Here is a 7,210-nt window from a genome sequence, read left to right as displayed (position 1 = left end):
GGGCGCGGGTCAAGTGACAGGCCAGTCCAGGGATGATGGCCTGATCCGGCTGATGCCTGCGGTCTTTGTACTGATCTGGAGCACAGGCTTCATCGTTGCCCGCTATGGGATGCCCAATTCGCCTCCATTCAAGTTCCTGGTGGTGCGCTACGGCCTGTCGATCCTTTGCTTCTTGCCGTGGATCTGGGGTGCCCGCGTCAAGTGGCCACAGACGGGGTCGCAGTGGCTGCATCTGTGCGTGACCGGTCTGCTCATGCATTCGGGCTATCTCGGTGGGGTCTGGGCCGCCGTCAAGGCGGGGTTCGGGTCTGGCTGCCCTGATTGTGGGCGTCCAACCTATCCTGACGGCGATCTGGCTGTCGATGCTCGGCAATTCTGGCGTGGGCGGACCGGTGAACCGGCGCCAGTGGACGGGGTTGACCTTGGGGTTTGCCGGGCTTGCGATGGTGGTTTCTCGCAAGTTCGGGGAAGGTTCCCCGGGCGACATGGTCAACAGCGTCAATTTGGCTTATGCACTCGGCGCCCTTGTCAGCATTACCGCCGGCACCCTTTACCAGAAGCAATTTGTCAGACCCTGTGATGTGCGGAGCGCAAATACAGTCCAGCTGATGGCCGCATTTTTCGTGACTTTGCCGTTGGCTCTCATGGAGTTGGAGCCTATGGGTTGGACGGCCGATCTCTATGGTGCCATGGCGTGGTCCGTGCTCGGGCTTACGATCGGTGGCAGCTCCTTGCTGTACCTCCTGATACAGCGTGGCGCTGCAGCGTCAGTGGCGAGTCTCATGTACCTGGTTCCCCCATCAACCGCAATGCTCGCTTGGCTGTTGTTTGACGAACCGGTCACGATTTTCACTGTGATGGGCATATTGCTGACTGCGTTGGGTGTCAGCCTTGTGATTCGCCCAGCCAGGGCTTGACCCAAGGGCGCTGCATCGGTTCGAGGGCGGTTCAAGCCAACCCATCGTCACTGGCGGGCCACGGGGAAAAATAGTAGATGTGAGCAAGCAGCCTGGCGACTGAAAAGGACTAGAATCCGCTGCCAGGCGTGGTCGGAGACGACCGGGCATATTGACATAGAAAGAGCCGGTGGCTGTAATCATGAAGGCCAAAGGTTTTTGATATTGGCGGATGCGGCTGTTTCCATTGATTGAATGGATTCGGCTCGATCCGATGGTTGTTGGCCGGCTTAGGTTTAAACATTTAGACGAACGAGGGGCTCCTTGTGAATAAGACAGAATTGATTGAACACATCGCGAAGCATGCCGATATTTCCAAGGCGGCTGCTACCCGGGCGCTTGACTCGATGGTCGGCGCCGTCAAGACGACCCTCAAGAAGGGCGGATCGGTTTCATTGGTCGGTTTTGGCACGTTCGCCGTTGGCAAACGCTCGGCGCGCAGTGGGCGCAATCCACGCACCGGCGCAGCGATTAAAATCAAGGCTGCCAAGGTGCCGAAGTTTCGCCCAGGCAAGGCATTGAAGGATGCCTTGAACTGAGCTGCGGTTTCGGGTGGGGTGCTTAGCTCAGTCGGTAGAGCGGCGCCCTTACAAGGCGTAGGTCGGCGGTTCGAACCCGTCAGCACCCACCACCACCAATGTAAAGGCGAACATATCGTTCGCCTTTTCTGTTTTTGATATTGAGAGTCTGCGCATGTTTGATTTCGTCCGGAAGCACACCAAGATCATGCAGTTTCTGCTGTTTCTGCTGATCTTTCCCTCGTTCGTGCTGTTCGGCCTTGAAGGCTACAACCGTTCCCAGAACAAGGGAGCTGCGGTGGCCCGTGTCGACGGGGTCGACATCACCCAAGCCGAATGGGACTTCGCGCACAAGAACGAAGTCGACCGTGTGCGGGAATCGATGCCGACTCTGGATGTCAAGTTGCTGGACTCACCGGAGGCACGCTACGCAACGCTGGAACGGCTCGTGAGAGATCGCGTGCTGGCTGCAGCGGCCACCAAACTGAAGCTGGTGACCAGCGATGCCAAGCTGGCGCGCGATCTGCAGCAGAATGCGACGATTGCGAGTCTGCGCAAGCCAGATGGCACACTCGACATGGAGCGGTATCGGCAACTGGTGGCAAGCCAAGGCATGACGCCCGAGATGTTCGAAGCACAGGTGCGTGCCGATCTGTCATCCCGCCAGGTCCTGGCGGGCGTCATGGGCAGCGGCTTCACGCCGGCGGTCGAGGCGAACGTCGCATTGAATGCCTTCCTGCAGAAGCGGGAAGTTCAGGTTGCCCGCTTTTCGCCATCCGATTTCGCAGCCAAGGTGACCTTGACGGACGCTGAGATCGAGGCTTTCTACAAACAGAATGAAGCGCTTTTCCAGGCTCCGGAGCAGGCCAGCATCGAGTACGTCGTGCTGGATCTGGAGACGGTCAAGAAATCTCTTGTGGTCAACGAGGCGGATCTGAAAACCTATTACGAACAGAATGCAACTCGCCTCAGCGGGCAGGAGGAACGCCGTGCCAGCCATATCCTGATATCGGCACCGAAAACGGCCAGTGCAGAAGATCGCAAGCGGGCCCGTGCGAAGGCAGACGAATTGCTGGCCGCGGCGCGAAAGGCTCCCGACAGTTTTGCCGATCTGGCCCGGAAGAATTCGCAGGATACCGGCTCCGCGCCAAATGGCGGCGATCTTGATTTTTTTGCCCGTGGTGCCATGGTCAAGGCTTTCGAAGATGCCGTTTTTTCCATGAAGAAGGGGGAGGTCAGCGACGTCGTGGAATCGGAGTTTGGCTATCACATCATTCGATTGACCGATATCAAGGCTCCCAAGGTCCGGACTTTTGAGGAGATGAGAGCCCAGATCGAAAGCGACCTGAAGAAGCAGCAGGCGCAACGCAAGTTCGCCGAGGTGGCCGACGCGTTTACGAACGGTGTTTATGAGCAGGCCGACAGCCTCAAACCCGTAGCGGACCGTCTAAAACTGGAGGTTCAATCCGCAGCCAACGTCACCCGGACACCGGCGCCGGGCGCAAACGGTGTATTGGCCAGCCCGAAGCTGCTCAATGCCATTTTTGCATCCGACGCGGTTGAAAAGAAACGCAACACCGAGGCCGTAGAAACGGCGCCGAACCAACTGGTTTCCGCGCGGATTGTCCAGTACATGCCCGCACGGACCAAGCCGCTTGCCGAAGTCAAGGATGCTGTGCGCGCCCGACTGGTGGCTGAGCGCGGCGCTGAACTGGCGCGCAAGGAGGGGGCTGCCAAACTGGCAGCATGGCAAGCAAATCCTGCTTCGGCAGATCTTCCTGCGCCTTTGACCGTGTCGCGCGAGCAGTCACAGCAGTTCCCGGGCAAGCTGATTGACGCCGTGCTTCGCGCGGATTCCGCCGCCTTGCCGGTGTTGGTCGGTGTCGACCTTGGTGGGCAGGGATATGCCGTGGCGCGCGTCAACAAGGTCATCGACTTCGAAGCGGCGAACGAAGCGGCGCGGCGACAGAATCTGAACCAGTACAACCAGTTGTGGACGGGTGCAGAGAGCCTGGCTTACTTCAACGAATTGAAGCGTCGTTTCAAGGCGGAGATCCTTGCTGCGAAACCGCTCCCCGGGTCAGACAGCGCCTCGCGCAGCTCGGTTCAGTGAGAAGAACCCGCTATAATCGAACGCTTTCGGTGGCTGTAGCTCAGTTGGTAGAGTCCCAGATTGTGATTCTGGTCGTCGTGGGTTCGAGTCCCATCAGCCACCCCATTTAAGCAGACGCCAGCCTTGTGCTGGCGTTGCTGTTTCCGGCCTCGATAGCCGGTGTGCGCGGGCTTGCTCCTGTCAGGGAACTGTCCGCCAGAAAACCCAAAATCCAGCGGCATGAGCACACGGGTATTGATCGCCGGCGGCGGCATTGGCGGCCTGACCGCCGCGCTGGCCTGCGCCAGAGCGGGTTGTGATGTGCGCCTGTTTGAGCGCGCCGCCGAATTTGGCGAAGTCGGGGCGGGGATCCAGATCGGGCCCAATGTTGTTCGCGTTCTACATGGCATGGGTCTGGAACGGGACCTTGCAAGGGTCGCTGCTTTTCCCCATCGTTTGCAGGTGCGCAATGCAGTATCCGGCCGAGAGCTGGGCGTATTGCCGCTCGGCGAGCGTGCGGTCCGGCTCTACGGGGCCCCCTACGCCACCATTCACAGGGCGGATCTGCATGCCTTGCTGCTGCACCCACTTCAGCGAGACGGGGCGGTGCGGCTGGCGCTGGGGAACTGGCTGGCTTCGTACGAGGACCGTGGACGGGTCGTGACCCTGGAGACCACCGAAGGCCTCGAAGTCGAAGGCGATGTGCTGATCGGCGCCGATGGCCTGTGGAGCCGGGTGCGCGAATTGATGCTGAACGACGGGGCTCCTCGTGTTTCCGGGCATCTGGCCTACCGGGCGATGCTGCCACAGCACAGTCTGCCTCAGCACCTGCGAAGCCATCAGGTGACGGCCTGGCTGGGCCCCCGCCTGCACGTGGTGCAATACCCGGTGCGCGGGGGCGACTGGCTCAACGTGGTTGCCATTGTTCACGGCGACTTCAACGGCGATCTCCATGGATGGGACCATGGAGCCAATGCAGCCGACCTCCAGCATGCCATGGGTAGCACGTGCCAACCTCTTCAGGAGCTGATCGCGGCGGTGCCCGACTGGCGGCTCTGGGCTTTGTGCGATCGGCATCCCATGCAAGGAGCTTGGCAGCAGGCTCGGGGATTGGTGGCGCTCCTGGGCGACGCCGCGCACCCGATGCGGCCTTACCTTGCGCAAGGCGCTGGCATGGCGATCGAGGACGCCGAACAATTGGGTCGCTCCATCGTCTTGGAGCGCCTCCCGATGGGCGAGCGCTTGCAGCACTACGCGAATCGGCGCTGGCAGCGATGTGCGAGGGTGCAGGCACGCTCGATCCGCAACGGAGAGATCTTCCACTCAGAGGGCATCGTCCGATGGGGTCGCGATGCGGTGCTCAGGGTGTTCGGTGAACGGGTGCTGGATGTTCCCTGGCTCTATGCCGGCCCACGATGAACAAGCGGGCGCTCATAAAGTTGTAGCTGAATATGACCATTCGACGCTGGGATGGTGCCGATTTTTGTCTATAAACTGGTTCGCAGGCTCCAGATTTCCGGAAAAAGCACCACATCCAGCATCTTGCGCAGGTAGCTCACGCCGCCGGTGCCGCCGGTGCCGCGCTTGAAGCCGATCACGCGCTCCACGGTGGTGACATGGCGGAAGCGCCAGAGGCGAAAGGCGTCTTCGAGATCGGTGAGCTCCTCGCCGAGCTGGTAGAGGTCCCAGTGCTGCTTCGGGTTGCGGTACACGGTCAGCCAGGCCTGCTCAACGCCGGGGCTGGCGACGTAGGGCTGGGTCCAGTCGCGCTGCGCATGGCTTTGTGGCACGTCCAGACCACGCCGCGCCAGCAGCTTCAGCGCTTCGTCGTAGAGCGACGGGGCTTCATAGGCAGCCCGCACCTGCTCCAGCAGGTCAGGGCGGTGTTCATGGGGTTTGAGCATGGCCGCATTCTTGTTGCCCAGCGAGAACTCGATGCAGCGGTACTGGTAGCTCTGGAATCCGCTGGAGCTGGCCAGGTAGGGGCGGATGGCGCTGTACTCGGGCGGCGTCATGGTGGCCAGCACGTCCCAGGCGTGCACCAGCTGCTCCATGATCTTGCTGACGCGCGCCAGCATCTTGAAAGCGGTGGACAGGTCATCGGCCGCCACATGGGCCACGGCGGCCCGCAGCTCATGCAGCATGAGCTTCATCCACAACTCGCTCGTCTGGTGCTGCACGATGAACAGCATCTCATTGTGGTCGGGTGAGCGCGGGTGCTGCGCACTCAGGATGGCGTCGAGTTGCAGGTAGTCGCCGTAGCTCATGCTCCGGCTGAAATCGAGCTGGGCTTTTTCGTCGTGGACGATGTGCTCGGGCGACGGGGACGATGGGGTGGTGTTGTGCGGGCACATGATCAGGTCACCGCGTGTTTCTGGTTGAATTCAGGCCGTTGCCATTCACCGCTGTCGAGCACCTGCCTGAGGTGTTCCACGGCCTGCCAAACATCCTCGAAGCCGATGTAGAGCGGTGTGAAGCCAAAACGCAGGATGTCGGGATGAAGGCCACCATCGCCGGCCCGGAAATCCCCAATGACGTTGCGGGCGATCAGCGCCTGCACGATGGCATAGGCACCGGCGCCACGGGCCAGGCAGACTTGTGAACCCCGTTGCGCGTGCACGCGCGGTGTGGCGAGCGTCAGGCCGTGGCCGGCACAGCGCGTCTCCACAAGTTCGATGAACAGGTCGGTCAGCGCCAGCGACTTGGCCCGCAAGGCCGCCATGCCGCCCAGCGGCTCGACAGCCAGCAGGGTGTCGAGCCCGCATTCCAGCGCCGCCATGCTGATGATGGGCTGGGTGCCGCAGAGGTAGCGCGTGATGCCCGGGGCCGGCTGGTAGTCGGCGTTAAAGGTAAATGGGGTGGCATGGCCCCACCAGCCGGCCAGGGGTTGCCAGAAACGCTCGGCGTGGCGCGGGGCCACCCATACAAAGGCTGGCGCCCCAGGTCCGCCGTTGAGGTACTTGTAACCGCAACCCACGGCGAAATCGGCCTGTGCGCCGGTCAGGTCGACCGGCACCGCGCCGGCACTGTGTGCAAGGTCCCAGACTGCGAGGATGCCGGCGGCATGGGCCGCGGCCGTCACGGCGGCCATGTCATGCATTGCACCCGTGCGGTAGTTCACGTGGGTCAACATCAGCACCGCGACATCGGTGGTCAGCGACGCTGCGATTGCCTCGGGCTCGACCAGCTTCAAGGTGTAGCCGCGCTCCCGGCACAGCGCCTCGGCGATGTACAGGTCGGTCGGGAAATTGCTGCGCTCGCTGACGAGGGTCTTGCGCTGCGGCGCATCCTCACGGGCCATGTTCAGCGCGGCGCTCAGCACCTTGAACAGGTTGATGGACGTGCTGTCCGTTGCAACCACTTCGCTCGGGTTGCCGCCAACGAGCCGGGCGATCTTGTCGCCCGCGCGCCGGGGCGAGTCGAACCAGCCCGCGGTGTTCCAACTGCGGATCAGCCCCTGCCCCCATTCCTGTGTCACTACCTTGGCGACGCGGGCGGCCGTGGCGCGGGGAAGGACGCCCAGCGAGTTGCCGTCGAGGTAGATCACGCCGTCGGGCAGGTCGAATTGATGACGAAGTTCGCGCAACGGGTCTTGCGCATCGGCCTGTCGGCAGTCTTCAAGGGAATTGGGTGTCATGGCAATG

The 7,210-nt window shown here is 61.8% G+C and carries 5 protein-coding genes, 2 tRNA genes and 1 pseudogene; 6 read left to right on the top strand and 2 right to left on the bottom strand.

Going from position 1 to position 7,210, the window contains the following annotated elements; translation table 11 throughout:
• Positions 1-52: 52 nt before the first annotated feature.
• The 6 genes and pseudogenes from ACMUOY_RS16520 (at position 53) to ACMUOY_RS16495 (ending at position 4,985) form a co-directional block, all read left to right on the top strand.
• Positions 53-917: pseudogene (locus ACMUOY_RS16520) on the top strand (DMT family transporter).
• 305 nt (positions 918-1,222) lie between these two features.
• A complete protein-coding gene (locus ACMUOY_RS16515) occupies positions 1,223-1,495 on the top strand; it encodes an HU family DNA-binding protein (RefSeq protein ID WP_413893831.1) in 273 nt (90 codons plus the stop codon).
• A 16-nt stretch (positions 1,496-1,511) separates the two neighbouring features.
• Positions 1,512-1,587: transfer RNA gene (locus tag ACMUOY_RS16510), tRNA-Val, on the top strand.
• Between the two features lie 62 nt (positions 1,588-1,649).
• Positions 1,650-3,587 (top strand): SurA N-terminal domain-containing protein, encoded by a 1,938-nt coding sequence (locus tag ACMUOY_RS16505; protein WP_413893830.1) that lies wholly within the window; start codon positions 1,650-1,652, stop codon positions 3,585-3,587.
• Positions 3,588-3,616: 29 nt separating this feature from the next.
• Positions 3,617-3,692 (top strand) — tRNA-His (locus ACMUOY_RS16500).
• A 114-nt stretch (positions 3,693-3,806) separates the two neighbouring features.
• Positions 3,807-4,985 carry an FAD-dependent monooxygenase gene (locus tag ACMUOY_RS16495; protein WP_413893829.1) on the top strand — a complete coding sequence of 393 codons (1,179 nt, stop codon included), beginning with the start codon at positions 3,807-3,809 and terminating at the stop codon, positions 4,983-4,985.
• Positions 4,986-5,053: 68 nt separating this feature from the next.
• Here ACMUOY_RS16495 and kynA read toward each other — a convergent pair whose 3' ends face one another.
• Both kynA and kynU read right to left on the bottom strand, forming a co-directional pair.
• Positions 5,054-5,920 (bottom strand): tryptophan 2,3-dioxygenase, encoded by an 867-nt coding sequence (gene kynA, locus ACMUOY_RS16490; protein WP_413893828.1) that lies wholly within the window; start codon positions 5,918-5,920, stop codon positions 5,054-5,056.
• A gap of 2 nt (positions 5,921-5,922) precedes the next feature.
• Complete coding sequence (gene kynU, locus ACMUOY_RS16485; RefSeq protein WP_413893827.1) at positions 5,923-7,203, bottom strand: kynureninase; 1,281 nt, start codon at positions 7,201-7,203, stop codon at positions 5,923-5,925.
• Between the last annotated feature and the right edge of the window lie 7 nt (positions 7,204-7,210).

Source organism: Candidatus Skiveiella danica (assembly GCF_022705245.1).
Classification (GTDB): Bacteria; Pseudomonadota; Gammaproteobacteria; order Burkholderiales; family Burkholderiaceae_C; genus Skiveiella; species Skiveiella danica.
The sequence above is the reverse complement of the archived record's forward strand: the minus strand, read 5'-3'. Positions and strand labels throughout refer to the sequence as shown.

What these genes read in the sequence shown, in the direction of transcription:
- kynU (WP_413893827.1), bottom strand. Translation starts at nt 7,203, where the DNA reads ATGACACCCAATTCCCTTGAAGACTGCCGACAGGCCGATGCGCAAGAC.
- kynA (WP_413893828.1), bottom strand. Translation starts at nt 5,920, where the DNA reads ATGTGCCCGCACAACACCACCCCATCGTCCCCGTCGCCCGAGCACATC.
- ACMUOY_RS16505 (WP_413893830.1), top strand. Translation starts at nt 1,650, where the DNA reads ATGTTTGATTTCGTCCGGAAGCACACCAAGATCATGCAGTTTCTGCTG.
- ACMUOY_RS16495 (WP_413893829.1), top strand. Translation starts at nt 3,807, where the DNA reads ATGAGCACACGGGTATTGATCGCCGGCGGCGGCATTGGCGGCCTGACC.